This is a genomic window from Pseudomonas sp. S34 (assembly GCF_009866745.1).
GTDB classification, from domain to species: Bacteria; Pseudomonadota; Gammaproteobacteria; order Pseudomonadales; family Pseudomonadaceae; genus Aquipseudomonas; species Aquipseudomonas jessenii.
The window spans coordinates 5871662-5888221 of the sequence record NZ_CP019398.1 but is presented as its reverse complement, the minus strand read 5'-3'; the positions used below and the strand labels follow the sequence as shown (position 1 = coordinate 5888221).

At 62.5% G+C, this 16560-nt stretch carries 13 protein-coding genes; 6 read left to right on the top strand and 7 right to left on the bottom strand.

Annotated elements, in window-relative coordinates; genetic code table 11:
- Window positions 1-5: 5 nt before the first annotated feature.
- From PspS34_RS26425 to gshB, 7 genes are all read right to left on the bottom strand, one after another.
- Window positions 6-1277 (bottom strand): dihydroorotase, encoded by a 1272-nt coding sequence (locus tag PspS34_RS26425; protein WP_057712920.1) that lies wholly within the window; start codon window positions 1275-1277, stop codon window positions 6-8.
- Window positions 1274-2293, bottom strand: a complete 1020-nt coding sequence (locus tag PspS34_RS26420) for an aspartate carbamoyltransferase catalytic subunit (protein ID WP_046039254.1) — start codon at window positions 2291-2293, stop codon at window positions 1274-1276. Before PspS34_RS26420 ends, PspS34_RS26425 begins: the two co-directional genes overlap by 4 nt.
- 27 nt (window positions 2294-2320) lie before the next feature.
- Window positions 2321-2824 carry a bifunctional pyr operon transcriptional regulator/uracil phosphoribosyltransferase PyrR gene (gene pyrR, locus PspS34_RS26415; RefSeq protein WP_102670634.1) on the bottom strand — a complete coding sequence of 168 codons (504 nt, stop codon included), beginning with the start codon at window positions 2822-2824 and terminating at the stop codon, window positions 2321-2323.
- A 79-nt stretch (window positions 2825-2903) separates the two neighbouring features.
- A complete protein-coding gene (ruvX, locus tag PspS34_RS26410; protein ID WP_056726497.1) occupies window positions 2904-3341 on the bottom strand; it encodes a Holliday junction resolvase RuvX in 438 nt (145 codons plus the stop codon).
- Window positions 3341-3913, bottom strand: coding sequence for a YqgE/AlgH family protein (locus PspS34_RS26405; RefSeq protein ID WP_057712922.1), 573 nt, complete (start codon window positions 3911-3913; stop codon window positions 3341-3343). Before PspS34_RS26405 ends, ruvX begins: the two co-directional genes overlap by 1 nt.
- Before the next feature lie 181 nt (window positions 3914-4094).
- Window positions 4095-4994, bottom strand: coding sequence for an energy transducer TonB (locus tag PspS34_RS26400; protein WP_057712923.1), 900 nt, complete (start codon window positions 4992-4994; stop codon window positions 4095-4097).
- Window positions 4995-5058: 64 nt separating this feature from the next.
- On the bottom strand, window positions 5059-6012 hold the full coding sequence (gene gshB, locus PspS34_RS26395; RefSeq protein WP_150814825.1) for a glutathione synthase: 954 nt from the start codon (window positions 6010-6012) through the stop codon (window positions 5059-5061).
- A 348-nt stretch (window positions 6013-6360) separates the two neighbouring features.
- On the opposite strand from gshB, the gene pilG reads away from it, so the two are divergent.
- The 6 genes from pilG (at window position 6361) to PspS34_RS26365 (ending at window position 16464) form a co-directional block, all read left to right on the top strand.
- Window positions 6361-6765, top strand: coding sequence for a twitching motility response regulator PilG (pilG, locus tag PspS34_RS26390; RefSeq protein WP_090451937.1), 405 nt, complete (start codon window positions 6361-6363; stop codon window positions 6763-6765).
- A gap of 57 nt (window positions 6766-6822) precedes the next feature.
- Window positions 6823-7188 (top strand): twitching motility response regulator PilH, encoded by a 366-nt coding sequence (pilH, locus tag PspS34_RS26385; protein ID WP_007897961.1) that lies wholly within the window; start codon window positions 6823-6825, stop codon window positions 7186-7188.
- A 10-nt stretch (window positions 7189-7198) separates the two neighbouring features.
- A complete protein-coding gene (locus tag PspS34_RS26380; RefSeq protein ID WP_090451935.1) occupies window positions 7199-7738 on the top strand; it encodes a chemotaxis protein CheW in 540 nt (179 codons plus the stop codon).
- A 180-nt stretch (window positions 7739-7918) separates the two neighbouring features.
- Window positions 7919-9952: a methyl-accepting chemotaxis protein gene (locus tag PspS34_RS26375; protein ID WP_223509033.1), complete on the top strand. Its 2034-nt coding sequence runs from the start codon at window positions 7919-7921 to the stop codon at window positions 9950-9952.
- Window positions 9953-9989: 37 nt separating this feature from the next.
- On the top strand, window positions 9990-16010 hold the full coding sequence (locus tag PspS34_RS26370; RefSeq protein WP_154860970.1) for an Hpt domain-containing protein: 6021 nt from the start codon (window positions 9990-9992) through the stop codon (window positions 16008-16010).
- Window positions 16003-16464 (top strand): chemotaxis protein CheW, encoded by a 462-nt coding sequence (locus tag PspS34_RS26365; RefSeq protein ID WP_154860971.1) that lies wholly within the window; start codon window positions 16003-16005, stop codon window positions 16462-16464. The genes PspS34_RS26370 and PspS34_RS26365 overlap by 8 nt, the downstream gene beginning before the upstream one ends.
- The last annotated feature ends 96 nt before the right edge of the window (window positions 16465-16560 follow it).

Genomic DNA, 16560 nt, shown 5'->3' with positions numbered 1-16560 from the left:
CGGTCTTAAGCCTGGTGGCTGATCCGTCCATCCACCAGGGTGTAACGCACCACACCCGGCAGGCTGTGGCCAATGAACGGGCAGTTTTCGCCCTTGGACAGCCATGTTTCACCGGCCACGGTCGAGGCCGCAGGGTCGAACAGCACGATGTCCGCCGCGCCACCTACCGCCAGTTTGCCTGCCGGCAGGCGCAGGGCCTCTGCAGGGCCGGCGCTCAGGCGCTTGATCAGTGTCGGCAGGTCCAGCAAGCCGTCTTCGACAAGGGTCATTGCCAGTGGCAATAGCAGTTCAACGCTGCTGATGCCTGGCTCGGTCGCGCCGAACGGTGCCAGTTTGGCGTCACGCTCATGGGGTTGGTGATGACTGGAGATGGCCGAGATCACGCCCGACTTCACCGCTGCGCGCAGGCCGTCGCGGTCGGCGCGGGTGCGTAGCGGTGGCTGGACGTGATACAGGCTGCTGAAGTCGATCAGGGCTTCGTCGGTCAGGATCAGCTGGTACAGGGCGACATCCGCTGTCACCTTCAGGCCCCGGGCCTGGGCCTGGGCGATCAACTCTACGCCGCGTGCGCTGGTGAGCTGGCTGAAGTGCGCGCGCACGCCGGTCTGTTCAACCAGCAGCAGATCCCGGGCCAGGGCGACGGTTTCAGCGCTTTCCGGGATGCCCGGCAGACCAAGGAAGCTGGCGGTCGGGCCTTCGTGAGCCAGGCCGCCCTCGGCCAGGTCGTAATCCTGGGAGTTGAAAATCACCGTCAGGTCGAAAGTAGCTGCGTAGTCCAGCGCGCGGCACAGGGTGCGGGTGTTGCGGAAACTCTCCAGGCCGTTGCCGAAGGCCACGCAACCGGCATCGCGCAATGCTACGAGCTCTGCCAGCTGTTCACCGTCCAGGCCTTTGCTCAGGGCGCCGATCGGGAAGACTTTGGTGTTGCCGGCCTCGCGGGCACGGTCGAGGATCAGTTCGGCCACCGCCGAGGTGTCCAGCACCGGTTTGGTCTTTGGCGGGCAGCACAGGCTGGTCACACCGCCAGCCGCCGCCGCGCGGGTTTCGCTGACAATCGAGCCTTTGCGGCTGTAACCCGGCTCGCGCAGGGCAACGTTGAGGTCGACCAGGCCGGGAGCGGCCACCAGGCCTTTGGCGTCAATCGTGTCGACGGCGACAAAACCGGCTGGCGCCGCGCCAAGGGCGACGACTTTGCAGGCTTCAATGTGGATATCGGTCACTTGATCCAGGCCGCTGGCCGGATCGATCACGCGGGCGCCGAGAATGCTGAGCTTCACTGGGCTTTCTCCTGCTCGAATTGGCCTTGCTCGAATTGGCGTTGCGCAGTCTGCCCGCTCATGGCCATGGACAGTACCGCCATACGAATGGCGATCCCGTAGGTCACCTGGTTGAGGATCACCGAGTGCGGGCCGTCGGCCACCGCAGACTCGATTTCCACGCCACGGTTGATCGGCCCCGGGTGCATCACGATGGCATCGGGCTTGGCGCCGGCCAGGCGCGCGGTGGTCAGGCCGAACAGGCGGTAGAACTCGCCTTCGCTCGGCAACAGGCCGCCGGTCATGCGTTCACGCTGCAGGCGCAACATGATCACCACGTCAACGTCCTTCAGGCCTTCGGTCATGTCGGTGTAGACCTTCACGCCGTATTGCTCGATGCCGATCGGCAGCAGGGTTTTCGGCGCAATCACGCGAATATCCGGGCAACCCAGGGTTTTCAGGGCCAGCATGTTCGAGCGCGCAACCCGCGAGTGCAGGATGTCGCCGACGATGGCCACCGAAAGGTTTTCGAACCCGCCCTTGTGCCGGCGGATGGTGAGCATGTCGAGCATGCCCTGGGTCGGGTGAGCGTGCCGGCCGTCACCGCCGTTGATGATCGCCACTTGTGGGCAAACATGTTCGGCGATGAAGTGCGCGGCACCCGAATCGCCGTGGCGCACGACGAACATGTCGGCAGCCATGGCTTCCAGGTTGCGCAGGGTGTCGAGCAGGGTTTCGCCCTTGCTTGCCGACGATGTCGACACGTTGAGGGTGATCACGTCCGCCGAGAGGCGCTGGGCCGCCAGTTCGAAGGTGGTACGGGTACGGGTGGAGTTCTCGAAGAACACGTTGCACACGGTCTTGCCGCGCAGCAGCGGGACTTTCTTCACGGCCCGGGCGCCGACTTCAAGGAAGGAGTCGGCAGTGTCGAGGATTTCCGTCAACAGTTCGCGGCGCAAACCGTCGAGCGAGAGGAAGTGGCGCAGCTGGCCCTGATCATTGAGCTGCAGCGGGCGCTTGGTTTCTAGAGGCGTCATCGCAAGGGGGACTCTCAATAGGGCGAATTAAAGGGCGAGGTCTTGCAGTTCGAGCGCGAGCTCGGGACCGGACAGCTTCACCCGTTCGTGGGCCGCCAGCGACAGGGTCGCGCCAACCACGTTCGGGCGGATCGGCAGTTCGCCGGCGTCCAGGTCCAGCAGGCACACCAGCGTTACGCTGGCCGGGCGGCCGTAGTCGAAAAGTTCGTTCATGGCGGCGCGGATGGTCCGGCCGCTCATCAGCACGTCGTCGATCAGCACCAGGTGCTGGCCTTCGATCTCGAACGGCAACGCCGAAGGGCGAACCTGCGGGTGCAGGCCGTTCTGGCTGAAGTCGTCGCGGTAGAAGGACACGTCCAGGGTGCCGAGGGGGGCATTGCTGCCCAGCTCGTTGAGCAGAGCCTGGGCCACCCAGACGCCGCCGGTGCGGATGCCGATGAAACGCGGGTCGCTGATGCCTCGTTTGGCAAGATAGGCGTCAAGTCGGGTCGCCATCTGGCTGATCAGTTCGGCGGGATTGGGCAGGCTCATGGTTGCTCCTTCTTGGGCCCGAGCCAGCCTGTGCGGGAAGTGGCTCGGGTTGTAGCTAAGAGAGACGCACAGTGGCTCTTCAGGATTCAAACAGTGCGGTGTTTTCGTCGAGCCAGCCTTGCAGCAGCAGGGCGGCGGCGATGGCATCGACCGGGTTGTCGCGGTAACTGCCTTTCTGGCCGCCACGAGCCAGGCGTTCGCCCTTGGCCTCGAAGGTGGTCAGGCGTTCATCGTGGGTATAGAAGGGCAAATTGAAGCGGCCGTTCAGGCGCCGGGCGAACTTTTCCGCGCGGGCGCACATGTCGCTGGGCGTACCGTCCATGTTCAACGGCAGGCCGACCACCACGGCATCGGGTTTCCACTCTTTTATGAGGGCTTCGACCTGGTTCCAGTCAGGAATGCCATTCTGCGCCTTCAGGGTGCACAGCTCGCGGGCCTGACCGGTAATCACCTGGCCGACCGCAACGCCGATCTGTTTGGTGCCGTAGTCAAAACCCAGAATCAGCTTCAGGGCCATCAGGCGTGCCCCGCCTGACTGGTCAGCAGGCTGAGGTTGACGCCCAGGTGCTTGGCTGCCGCTTCCAGACGCAGTTCGCTGCTTGTGTTGAACAGGATGTCCGCGTCGAACGGGCAGTTCAGCCAGGCGTTCTGCGCCAGTTCGGCCTCCAGTTGCCCGGCTTCCCAACCGGCGTAGCCGAGGGCGATCAGGCTTTTTGCCGGGCCGACGCCGTCAGCGATGGCGAACAGCACGTCCTGGGAGGTCGACAGGGCCAACTCGTCTTCCAGATCAACGGTCGCCTGGAAACTCTGGCCCTTGGGGTGAAGGACGAAACCGCGATCAGTCTGCACCGGGCCACCGATGAAGATCGGTACATGCTGGCAGAGCGCTGGAGGTTCGATTTCCGGGCGCAATTGCTCAAGGATATCGGCCAGGTTCAGATCTTGCGGACGGTTGACCACCAGCCCCATGGCGCCATTGGCCGTGTGCTCGACGATGTAGGTCAAGGTGTGCGCAAAGTTCGGGTCGGCCATGTGCGGCATGGCGATCAGGAATTGATGCTTGAGGTAGCTGGGGCTGACGTTTTTCATGACCGCTAGTGTGGCGTTCGAGGGGCGAACTGACAAGCTGGGGATGCCGCAATTTGGCTGTCGACACGGATCAAATGTGGGAGCGGGCTTGCTCGCGAAGACGTCGTGTCAGTCTACATCTATATTGATTGACCGACCGCATTCGCGAGCAAGCCCGCTCCCACAGGGGGTTTGCTGTGAATCAATTGCTTGAGAGTCTATCCCCTCGGGCAAATTTCCAGGTGCGGATGATCTCCAGCCGGTCAATATCCGACAAGTCCCCGGTAAACGGTGCAAACGGTGCCGCCAGCCGGACGATCCGTTGCGCCGCCTGGTCCAGCAGCGGCTGGCCTGAAGATTCCAGCACCAGTACTTCATACAACGAGCCATCACGGTTGATCGACACCATCAAACGCAAGTTGCCGTAGATCTGTTTGCGCCGCGCTTCATCGGGGTAGTTGAGGTTACCGATGCGCTCGACTTTCTTGCGCCATTCGTCCTTGTACCAGGCGCCCTTGTCGCGCATGGTCGAGGCCGCGCTCAAGCGGTGAATGCGCGGGCGCTTGGCGTACAGCTGTTGTTCGGCGGCCAGTTCCGCTTCCAGGCTGGCGATGTCGCTGGACAATTGCTCGCTGTCGAAGGTCGGCGCCTGGACCTGGGTTTTTACCTCGGTCTTGGGCTCCTCGGTCTTGGCGGGGGCTTTTTTCGGCTTCGGCGCCACGGTGGTCACGGCAGCCTTGGGCGGGGCTTCCTGCACTTCAGGCTTGGCAGCCGGCGGTGGCGTGACTTTTTGTACCTTGTTGTCCTGGAACGGCGCGACCTCGGTGGTCTTGGGAATCGCCTTTTTATCCAGGGTGCCGCTACCTTGCTGATTCTCCTGGGCCAGGAAGTCGGCCTTCTCGGGCTTTTTTTCGCTTTTGAAGGTGGCGAGGGTGATTTCCAGGGTTTTGCTGATCTGCTTGGGCTCGACCACTGCAAACCCAACCCCCAACAGCAAGGCCAGGTGGATTAGCGCTGCCAGAAACAGGGTAAAACCGAGGCGATCGACCGGGCGCACGCCACGGTGGGCGAGTTCGGCAGGCAGATCGGACGGGAGTGTCATGACAAGGAAACCAACATCGCGTTTTCACAGGCCGCGCATGATAACGCAATGTTGGTTTGGCTAATCAACGTGCCTTGAGCTTCTGATCGATGGCATCCATCAGCATGCCGCCGATGTCGGTGCCAAACGCGTTATCAATCTCGCGAATGCAGGTCGGGCTGGTGACGTTGATCTCGGTCAGGTGCTCGCCGATCACGTCCAGGCCAACGAACAGCAGGCCTTTTTCACGTAAGGTCGGGCCGACTTGCGCGGCGATCCAGCGGTCCTTGTCGGTCAGCGGGCGGGCTTCGCCACGCCCCCCGGCAGCGAGGTTGCCACGGGTTTCGCCCTGGGCCGGAATCCGCGCCAGGCAATAATCCACAGGCTCGCCATCGATCATCAGGATGCGCTTGTCGCCATCCTTGATCGCCGGCAGGTAGGCCTGGCCCATGATCTGCTGGGCGCCGAGGGCGGTCAGGGTTTCGAGGATAACCGACAGGTTCGGATCGCCCGCGCGGTGACGGAAAATCGACGTGCCGCCCATGCCGTCCAGCGGCTTGAGGATCACATCGCCGTGTTTGGCGGCGAACTCACGCAACACGTCGGCGCGGCGGCTGACCACGGTCGGCGGTGTGCACTGCGGGAACAGCGTGGCGAACAGCTTCTCGTTGCAGTCGCGCAGGCTTTGCGGTTTGTTGACCACCAGCACGCCGGCGCGCTCGGCCTGCTCCAGCAAATAGGTGGAGTAGACGAACTCCAGGTCGAACGGCGGATCCTTGCGCATCAGGATCACGTCCAGATCGCTCAGCAGTGCGTCGCTTTCGGCGCCCAGTTCGAACCATTTTTCCGGGTTGGCGAAAACCTGCAACGGACGCATCCGGGCTCGGGCCTGGCCTTCGCCCTGATACAGGTCGCGCTGTTCCATGTAGAACAGCTCCCAGCCACGCTTCTGCGCGGCCAGCAGCATGGCCAGCGAGCTATCCTTTTTATAGGAAATGCTGGCGATAGGGTCCATGACAATCCCGACGCGAACGCTCATGGGTGTTTCCTCGAAATTTGGGGGGCTATGTCGATCTCTGTAGGAGCGAGCTCGCTCGCGATGAACCCGAGAACAACACGCTTATCCAGCCAGCACGCGTTATCGTTGACGGCCATCGCGAGCGAGCTCGCTCCTACAAAAGATCAGCGTATAAAAGTGGCGTCAGAGTGGCGCTGAGTGTGTTCCCGGTCAAGGAAAAACCACCTTGCGGGTCGGCCGATAGATTGGTGTTGGAGACTGTGCTAAAAAGGCTGCCATGTCGTGCCGGCCCTTGAACACCAAGGGTTTCGAGCCGCGTTAACCGGCAAACGGACAATTTGTTTCGCAAAGGCGACGGTAGAGCATTTTATGGAACAGCACCCCAGCGCCTTGAAGGTCATGGTGATCGACGATTCGAAGACGATCCGTCGCACCGCCGAAACGCTGCTCAAGAACGTGGGTTGTGAGGTCATCACGGCCATCGACGGTTTTGATGCCCTGGCCAAGATTGTCGACAACCATCCCGGCATCATCTTTGTCGACATCATGATGCCGCGCCTGGATGGTTATCAGACCTGCGCCCTGATCAAGAACAACAGCGCGTTCAAGTCCACGCCAGTGATTATGCTGTCGTCCAAGGACGGGCTGTTCGACAAGGCCAAGGGGCGCATCGTCGGCTCCGACCAGTTTTTGACCAAGCCTTTCAGCAAGGAAGAATTGCTTGATGCGATCCAGGCCCATGTTCCTGGCTTCGCCGCCGTTTTGCCGCAGTAGGACACGCACAGTGACGCTCGGCCATCGGGCCAGGCGTCGACAAGAATGGGGAAGACCATGGCACGTATTCTGATCGTCGATGATTCGCCGACCGAAATGTACAAACTGACCGGCATGCTGGAAAAGCACGGTCATGAAGTGTTGAAAGCCGAAAACGGTGCCGACGGCGTGGCCCTGGCCCGCCAGGAAAAGCCCGATGCGGTGCTGATGGACATCGTCATGCCAGGCCTCAATGGCTTCCAGGCCACCCGCCAGTTGACCAAGGACCCGGAAACCGGGCACATCCCGGTGATCATCATCACCACCAAGGATCAGGAAACCGACAAAGTCTGGGGCACGCGCCAGGGCGCCAAGGACTACCTGACCAAGCCGGTCGATGAAGACACCCTGATCAAGACCCTGAACAACGTGCTGGCCGGTTGATCGTCAGGCCATGAACGAGTCGCTGACGGCTTTCGAACTGCTGCTGCAGATCGACCAGCGCTGTCGTCTGCTGGCGGCGGACTTGCCGTCCCAGCCGGCCCGGCGGGACAGTTGGAGCGGCATCGGTTTTCGCCTGGGCGAGCACTGGTATGTCGCGCCCATGAGCGAAGTCAGCGAAGTCTTGCATGAACCGCGCTGCACTCAGCTACCGGGGGTCAAACCCTGGGTCAAGGGTGTCGCCAACCTGCGCGGCCGTTTGCTGCCGGTCATGGACTTGTGCGGCTTCTTCGGGCACGAGCTTTCGGCGGTACGTCGACAGCGGCGGGTGTTGGTGGTGGAACATGAAGAGGTGTTTGCCGGGTTGCTGGTCGATGAAGTTTTCGGCCTCCAGCACTTTGCCCAGGACAGCCTGGAGCCGGTGCCGGCAGACGAATTGAAGGGGCCGGTGGCGACGTTCGTCAAAGGCCGGTTTCAGCGTGAGCAGTGCTGGCAGGTGTTCAGCCCGTTTGCGTTGACGCAGTCCCAAGGGTTCATGAGCGTCGCGGTGTGACAGGAACAACAGAGATCCAATGTGGGAGCGGGCTTGCTCGCGAAGGCGGCAGTCCATTCAACATTGATATTGGCTGATCTACCGCTTTCGCGAGCAAGCCCGCTCCCACAGGTTTGCGGGCAAGCCAAAAAGTGGGTTAACAGGCGAGGACCGATGATAAAAGCAAAAGCAGGCAAGCCAATGGAAGGGTCGCGCAGCCGGTCGCAGATTATCGTGCTGTTCATCGCGCTGATCGTCTTCATCATGCTGCTGTTCGCCAACTTTGCGTACCTCAACACCCAGGCTATCTACGACAAACAGTACATCGGCCACGCCGGCGAACTGCGCGTGCTGTCCCAGCGTATCGCCAAGAACGCCACCGAAGCCGCCGCCGGTAAGGCTGCCGCGTTCAAGTTGCTCAGCGATGCGCGCAACGATTTTGCCCGGCGCTGGGGCTTCCTGAAGAAGGGTGACCCGGCCACGGGCCTGCCGCCGGCCCCCGCCACCGTGCGTCCGGAGATGCGGGCAGTGCAACAGGACTGGGAGCGGCTGCTGAAGAACACCGATGCGATTCTCTCCAGCGAGCAAACCGTACTGTCGCTGCATCAGGTCGCCGCGACCCTGGCCGAAACCGTGCCGCAATTGCAGGTCGAGTACGAGAAAGTCGTCGAGACTCTCCTGCAACGGGGCGCCCCGGCGGCCCAGGTGGCCATGGCCCAGCGCCAATCGCTGCTGGCCGAGCGGATCCTCGGCGCAGTCAACACGGTGTTGGCCGGCGACGAAAATTCACAGCAGGCCGCCGATGCGTTCGGGCGTGACGCAACGCAGTTCGGCAAGGTGCTCAACGGCATGCTCGAGGGCGACCCGGCGCTCAAGGTCAGCCAGGTCGAAGACCGCGACGCCCGTGCGCGACTCGCGGAAATCTCCGAGCTGTTCGAGTTCGTCTCGGGCTCGGTGGACGAGATCCTCGAAACCTCGCCGGAGCTGTTCAAGGTCCGCGAATCGGCCTCGAACATTTTCAGCCTGTCGCAAACCCTGCTCGACGAAGCCTCACACCTGGCCAGCGGTTTTGAAAACATGGTCGGCGGGCGAACCACCGACACCATTGGCGGCTATGTGCTGGGCCTGTTGGCGCTCGCTTCGATCATCCTGATCGGTTTGGTGATGGTGCGCGAAACCAATCGTCAGTTGCGCGAGACCGCCGAGAAAAACGAGCGTAACCAGAACGCGATCATGCGCTTGCTCGACGAGATCGAAGACCTGGCCGACGGCGACCTCACGGTGACGGCCTCGGTGACCGAAGACTTTACCGGCACCATCGCCGATTCGATCAATTACTCCGTCGACCAGCTGCGCGATCTGGTCGCGACCATCAACCTCACCGCCGGCCAGGTGGCCGCCGCCGTGCAGGAAACCCAGGCCACTGCCATGCACCTGGCCCAGGCGTCGGAGCACCAGGCCCAGCAGATTTGCGAAGCGTCGATGGCGATCAACGACATGGCCGAGTCCATCGACCAGGTGTCGGCCAACGCGGCGGAATCTTCGGCGGTTGCCGAACGCTCGGTGGAAATCGCCAACAAGGGCAACGAGGTGGTGCACAACACCATCCACGGCATGGACAACATTCGCGAGCAGATTCAGGACACCGCCAAACGCATCAAGCGCCTGGGCGAGTCTTCTCAGGAAATCGGCGACATTGTCAGCCTGATCGATGACATTGCCGATCAGACCAATATCCTGGCTCTCAACGCGGCCATCCAGGCGTCCATGGCCGGTGACGCCGGTCGCGGTTTCGCCGTGGTCGCCGATGAAGTGCAGCGCCTGGCCGAGCGCTCGTCCGCCGCCACCCGGCAGATCGAAACCCTGGTGCGGGCGATCCAGACCGATACCAACGAAGCGGTCATCTCCATGGAACAAACGACGACCGAAGTGGTGCGTGGCGCCCGTCTGGCGCAGGATGCCGGTGTGGCCCTGGAAGAAATCGAAGGCGTCTCCAAGACTCTAGCGGCGTTGATCCAGAGTATTTCCAATGCGGCGCAACAGCAGACGTCGTCGGCCGGTCAGATTTCCCTGACAATGAACGTGATCCAGCAGATCACCTCGCAGACATCGTCGGGTTCCACCGCCACGGCCGACAGCATCGGCAACCTGGCGAAAATGGCCAGTCAGTTGCGTCGTTCGGTGTCCGGTTTCACCTTGCCGGATGCCAAGGCGCAGGTTGTGGACAAAGCTTGAACCGCCCATGGGTATCTGAATTGTGATTGGAGTGGTTATGGGTGATCGGCACGACTATGTGGCCCTCGAGTGGGTCAAGGGCGAGATTGCCGAAACGCTGAAACAGGCTCATCACGCGATTGAAAACCTGCTCGATGACCCGCAGGCGACGCAAGCGCTGGATGCTAGCCTTTCGTGCATCCATCAGGTTCACGGCAGTTTGCAGATGGTCGAGTTCTACGGCGCGGCCTTGCTCGCCGAAGAAATGGAACAGCTGGCCATGGCCTTGCAGGGCAACCGTGTCAGCCATCGCGACGAGGCGTTGCACCTGTTGATGCAGGCCCTGGGGCAGTTGCCGATCTACCTGGACCGGGTGCAAGGCGCGCGCCGCGACTTGCCACTGGTGGTGTTGCCACTGATAAACGACCTGCGCAGCGCCCGCGGCGAAAGCCTGCTGTCGGAAACCAGCCTGTTCAGCCCGCAATTGCCCGAGTTGCCAGCGTTGGACGCACAAGCGCTGGCGCAGCTGGAACCGGCCGAATTGCCCGGTGTGCTGCGAAAGCTGCGGCAGATGCTGCAAATGGCGCTGGTCGGATTTTTGCGTGAACAGGACAACGACACCAACCTCGATTACCTGGCCAAGGTATTCACCCGCCTTGAAGCACTGTGCGACAACGCCCCCCTGAGCCCGTTATGGCAGGTGGCATCGGCGCTGGTCGAAGGCATGCAGGGTGGTGCGATCGCCAATAGCCCGGCCTTGCGCAGCCTGTTCAAGGATGCCGACAAGGAACTCAAGCGCCTGCTCGAACAAGGCATGCCCGGCATCAACCAACCGGCCCCGCCGGAGCTGCTCAAGAGTTTGCTCTTCTATATTGCCAAGGCCGAACATCCCACCGGGCAGATGCTGACCATGAAAGAACGCTACTCACTGGACGACGCGCTGCCCGACAGCGTGATGGTCGATGAAGAACGCGCGCGCCTGGCCGGTCCCGACCGCGACGCCATGCGCTCGGTGCTGGCTGCGCTGTGCGAAGAGCTGGTGCGGGTCAAGGAGCGCCTGGACCTGTTCGTGCGCAGTGACCGCCAGCACACTTCCGACCTCGACAGCCTGCTGGCGCCGCTGCGGCAAATCGCCGACACCCTGGCGGTCCTGGGCTTCGGCCAGCCGCGCAAGGTGATCATCGATCAATTGGCGGTGGTGCTCAGCCTCGCTCAGGGCCAGCGCGAACCCAACGATGCGATCCTCATGGACGTTGCAGGGGCCTTGTTGTACGTCGAAGCGACGCTGGCCGGCATGGTCGGTACCGTGGAACCGGAGAGCCAGGACGACAACCGCCTGCCCACCACCGACCTGACGCAGATCCATCAGATCGTGATCAAGGAGGCCCGCATCTGTTTGCAGCAGGCCAAGGACATGATCGTCGACTACATCGACGCCGATTGGGACCGCCAGCATTTGCAGGCGTTGCCGGCCTTGCTCACCCAGGTGCGCGGGGCGCTGGCGATGATTCCGTTGAGCCGGGCGGCGAGCCTGGTCGAAACCTGCAACCACTTTATTCGCGAGCACCTGTTGCTCGAGCCGGGTCAACCGGGCTGGCAGGAACTGGACAGCCTGGCCGACGTGATCACCAGCATCGAGTACTATCTCGAACGCCTCGGTGATGACCCGCAAGCGCAGGGCGAAAACCTGCTCGATGTCGCGGAAAAAAGCCTGGCGAACCTCGGTTTTTTCCCCAGTGAGCAGCATGTGCCAGTGCTTGATGATGTGCTCAACCCGACCCAGGCGCAGGTCATGCAGATGATGCAGGAACTGGAGGATCCACAGGTCGTCCAGACCTTGGCCGATGTGCTCGCCAGTCCGGTTTCGACTCTGAATCCGCCCGCGCTGAACACCCCGGGCAGCCTGCTGCCGCCACCCGCGGGCGAAGAGCCGGTGGACGAAGAACTGCGCGAAGTGTTCCTCGAAGAAACCGACGAAGTCCTGGAAATCCTGCGCGATTACTTGCCGCGCTGGTCCGCCAACCCAGACAACCGCTCGGCCCTGAGTGAGTTGCGCCGCGCCTTCCATACCCTCAAGGGCAGTGGCCGCATGGTGCGCGCCCTGGTGCTGGGCGAGCTGGCCTGGGCCGTGGAAAACCTGCTCAATCGCGTACTGGAGAACAGTGTGGAGCCGGGTGCTACGGTGCAGCAACTGATCGGCGATGTGCTGCATCTGCTGCCGGAGCTGGTGGCTGAATACGCCGCCAATGCCCAGCGTCAGCGCAACGATGTCGATCAGTTGGCCGCCCGCGCCCATGCCCTGGCCAAGGGCGATGAACCGGTGTCCGATGAGGATACGCAAGATGTCGCGGCCCTCGACCCGCTGTTGCTGGAGATCTTTCGCAAAGAGGCCGAAACCCACTTGGGCAGCCTCAATCGCTTCCTTGATCAGGCCGCCGAGCATGTGCCGTTGCAGGCCAGCGACGAATTGCAGCGCGCCTTGCACACCCTCAAGGGCAGCGCCTCGATGGCGGGCGTGTTGCCGATTGCCGAACTGGCCGCACCGCTGGATCAACTGGCCCGGGAATACAAGGCGCACCTGATCGCACTGGATCTGGATGAAGTCGAATTGTTACTGGAGGCAGAAGGACTGTTTCGCCTCGGCTTGCGCCAGCTCAAGCGCGATCCGCTGGCGGAAATTCCCGGTGCCCGGGGTTTGACCGAGCGCGCCAGGGCACAGCTGGCCGAGCGCCTGGAAAACCTCCTGAGCACACCGAACACCGGGCTGCGAATCAAGCGCGATCCGCAACTGATCAACAACTTCCTCGCCCAGGGCATGGACATCCTGCTGGACGCCGAAAGCCTGTTGCAGCGTTGGCAGCAACACCCCGGCGAACGTCAGGAACTCAGCGCGCTGCTGGACGAATTGACCACCCTCGGCGAAGGCGCCCATCTGGCCGACCTGCACCCGGTGGACGAGTTGTGCGAAGCGTTGCTCGACCTGTACGGTGCCGTGGAAGAAAGCAGCCTGGCGGTCAGCGAGCGGTTTTTCCATGAAGCACAGGGTGCCCACGAAGCACTGATCAACATGCTCGACGAACTGGCCGCCGGTCAGGAAGTCAGCCCGCAGCCGCTACGGATCAGGGCCTTGCGCGACCTGCTCGACGAGAGCCTTGACCCGTCGGCCATGGGTCTGATCCGCAGCGATGGCAGCCGAAGCCTGAGCATCCGCGAACTGGGTTCTGCCACCGAGGAACTTGAGCGCACGCTACCCCCTGCCCCTGTAGGAGCGAGCTCGCTCGCGATGGACTCAAATGCGCCGCGCTTATCCAATGACAACGCGTCGTCGTTAACGCCCATCGCGAGCGAGCTCGCTCCTACAGGAGAGGGGCGCGAACTGGACGATGAAATCGTTGCGATCTTCCTTGAAGAGGCGGTGGATATCCTCGAAAGCGCCGGTCAGGCCTTGCAGCGCTGGTTGCGCGACTCGGACAACGCCGCGCCGCTGTCATCCCTGCAACGGGATTTGCACACCCTCACAGGCGGTGCACGCATGGCTGAGGTCGGGCCGGTCGGCGATCTGGCCCATGAGCTGGAAAGCCTTTACCAGGGTCTGGTGGACCGTCGTTATGCCTTCAGCGATTCACTGGCGGTGCTGCTCAAACAGAGCCATGAGCGACTGGCGTTGTACCTTGAACAGTTGCAACTCAACCAGCCGCTGGACGATTCCCGTGAGCTGATCGAAGCCATTCGTGCCTACCGTCAAGGGCATGCGGGTATCACCGAGGGGGCCCGGCAGGCGACCGGCAGCGACGCGGCTGCGCACGATACTGAATTGCTGGAGATCTTCCTCGAGGAAGGTTTCGACATTATCGAAAGCTCCGGGGCGGCGCTTGAGCGCTGGCAGGCCCAGCCTTCGAGTCGTCAGGAAGTGGAAACCCTGCTGCGCGACCTGCACACCCTCAAGGGCGGTGCGCGCATGGTGGAAATCGCCGCGATTGGTGATCTGGCCCATGAACTGGAGTTCCTCTACGAAGGCCTGTCCACCGGCGTGCTGCAACCGACGGAGCCGTTGTTCGCGCTGTTGCAGCGCAGCCATGACCGCCTGGCGCAGATGCTCGATGCAGCCCGCGCCGGTGAGCCGATGCCGCCGGCCGACCGCTTGATCGATGCGATCAAGAACTTCAGCCATCCGGCCGTGCCGGAAACGCCCGCGTCGGTTGCGCCGTCGGCCACGCCCAAGCCCGAGCCGCTGGCGCCGCCGTCCGATGCCGGCGCGGACATGGTCAAGGTCTCGGCGGAGTTGCTCGACGATCTGGTCAACCTGGCCGGTGAAACATCGATCTTCCGTGGCCGAATCGAACAACAGGTCAACGATGCGCATATCGCCCTGAATGAAATGGAGACCACTATCGAGCGGATGCGCGACCAGTTGCGCCGCCTCGATACCGAAACCCAGGGGCGGATCCTCAGCCGCCAGCAAGTCGAGGCCGAACGCCTGGGCTACGAGGAATTCGACCCGCTGGAAATGGACCGCCACTCACAGTTGCAGCAACTGTCCCGGGCATTGTTCGAGTCGGCTTCTGACTTGCTCGACCTCAAGGAAACCCTCGAGCGACGCAATCAGGACACGGAAAACCTCCTGCAACAGCAGGGCCGCATCAACACCGAACTGCAGGAAGGCCTGATGCGCACGCGCATGGTGCCGTTCGAACGCATGCTCCCGCGTTTGCAGCGCATCGTCCGGCAGGTGTCCAGCGAACTGGGCAAGGACGTGGACTTCATCGTCGACAACGCCGAAGGCGAGATGGATCGCAACGTTCTCGAACGCATGGCCGCGCCGCTGGAACACATGCTGCGCAACGCCGTCGACCATGGCCTGGAGTCCGTTGAAGTGCGGTTGGCGGCGGGGAAGCCGGCCAAGGGAAAAATCACCCTCGATCTGTTGCGCGAAGGCGGCGACATCATTTTCGACATCCGCGACGACGGCGCCGGTGTACCGCTGGACGCGGTGCGGCGCAAGGCGATCAAGCGCGGCCTGCTCGCCCCGGACAGCATCATCAGTGATCACGACGTGTTGCAGTTCATCCTGCAACCGGGGTTTTCCACCGCCGAAAAAATCACCCAGATCTCCGGGCGCGGCGTCGGCATGGACGTGGTGCACGAAGAGGTGCGACAACTGGGCGGCACCATGAGCATCGACTCGGTGCCCGGGCAGGGCGTGCATTTCCGCATTCGCCTGCCGTTTACCGTTTCGGTCAACCGGGCGTTGATGGTGCAGTGCGGTGAGGACCAATACGCGATCCCGCTCAATACCATCGACGGCATCGTTCGCGTTCTGCCCAATGAACTCGAAGGGTATTTCCGCTTCGATTCGCCAACCTACGAATACGCCGGCCAACATTACGAGCTGTGCTATCTGGGTGAGCTGCTGAAAACCAGCCCGCGCCCGAAGCTGTTGGGCCAGAGCCTGCCATTACCGGTGTTGCTGGTGCAGTGCAACGAACGGCACATCGCGGTGCTGGTGGATGCCATGGCCGGCACTCGCGAAATCGTGGTCAAGAGCCTGGGGCCGCAATTTGCGGCGGTGCAAGGGGTGTCCGGGGCGACGATTCTCGGGGACGGCCGGGTGGTGCTGATTCTGGATTTGCTGGCGCCGATCCGCGCCATGCAGGCCCGTGTGCCCCAGCGTCCGGCGGGGCAAGAGGTCGAGGTCGAACCGCATCGGCCGCTGCTGGTGATGGTGGTCGACGACTCGGTCACCGTGCGCAAGGTCACCAGCCGCTTGCTCGAACGCCACGGCATGAGCGTGCTGACCGCCAAGGACGGAGTCGATGCCATGCTGCTGCTGGAAGAGCACATGCCCGACCTGATGCTGCTGGACATCGAGATGCCGCGCATGGATGGCTTCGAAGTCGCGACCCAGGTGCGCAACGACGAACGCCTGCAACATCTGCCGATCATCATGATCACCTCCCGCACCGGACAGAAACACCGCGATCGCGCCATGGCCATTGGCGTCAACGACTACCTTGGCAAGCCGTACCAGGAATCGGTGCTGCTCGAAAGCATCGCCTTGTGGAGCAAGACCCATGCTTGAGCACCGCACCAGCAACCTCACCGGCCTGCTGCTGCCGTTGGCCGACCGCAACCTGATCCTGCCCAACGTCGCCGTTGCCGAGCTGATCGATTACCAGCCGCCGGGGACGTTCGACCTCGACACGCCGCCGTGGTACCTGGGCCTGGTGACATGGCGTGACCGGCAGATTCCGCTGCTGAGTTTCGAGTCGGCATGCGCGCAGAAAATCGTCATCGGCGAGCGCGCGCGGATCGTCATTCTCAACGCCCTGGGCGGGCGCCCCGAGCTGAAATTCATCGCCCTGCTGGTGCAGGGGATTCCGCGCTCCTGCAAGCTCGATAGCCAGTTGAGTTATGTGGATGTGCCGTTGTGTCCGCTGGAGCAGGCAGCGGTGCAGGTGGGCGAGCAAGTGGCCAAGGTGCCGGATCTGCTGGCGCTGGAGGCGTTGTTGGTGGATGCCGGATTGACCATCTGATCGCGGACTTGCGTTGACTGCACCGGCCTCTTCGCGGGCAAGCCCGCTCCCACAGTTGATCTGTGGTGAACACAAAACCCTGTGGGAGCGGGCTTG